The sequence below is a fragment of the Shewanella litoralis genome, from assembly GCF_009828585.1.
In the GTDB taxonomy this organism is placed as follows: Bacteria; Pseudomonadota; Gammaproteobacteria; order Enterobacterales; family Shewanellaceae; genus Shewanella; species Shewanella litoralis.
On sequence record NZ_WSRZ01000140.1, the window covers coordinates 1 to 296 of the forward strand.

1 protein-coding gene is annotated in these 296 nt (G+C 50.0%); it reads right to left on the reverse strand.

The window, feature by feature from the left end:
• Nucleotides 1–247, reverse strand: a 247-nt coding sequence (gene psbR, locus GQA99_RS20415) for a photosystem II protein PsbR (protein WP_160057040.1), incomplete at its 3' end; no start/stop codon positions are given.
• Between the last annotated feature and the right edge of the window lie 49 nt (nucleotides 248–296).

Sequence of the window (296 nt, forward strand, 5' to 3'; positions counted from 1 at the left end):
TGTCGACGTATTTGTAAACACCGTATCCCTTGCCCTTCCTGCCGGAGGCGTCGACACCGTCCCTCAAGTCCATGCTGCCGTTAATTCCGAAGGGCTTGTCGGTCTTGATCTTCTTGACGCCACTGGCGACGATTTTGAAGGAGGGACGAGCTCTAGTGAGCGAAGGTAATCCTCTGGCCGAGGTCTTCTCCACCGAGAAACCAGCTGGTTTCAATGTCACCGATGATAGCATCACTGAAGCAGCCATTATTGATCGATTGATTGATTCTCACAAGATGGATCAAAACTAATTCTTC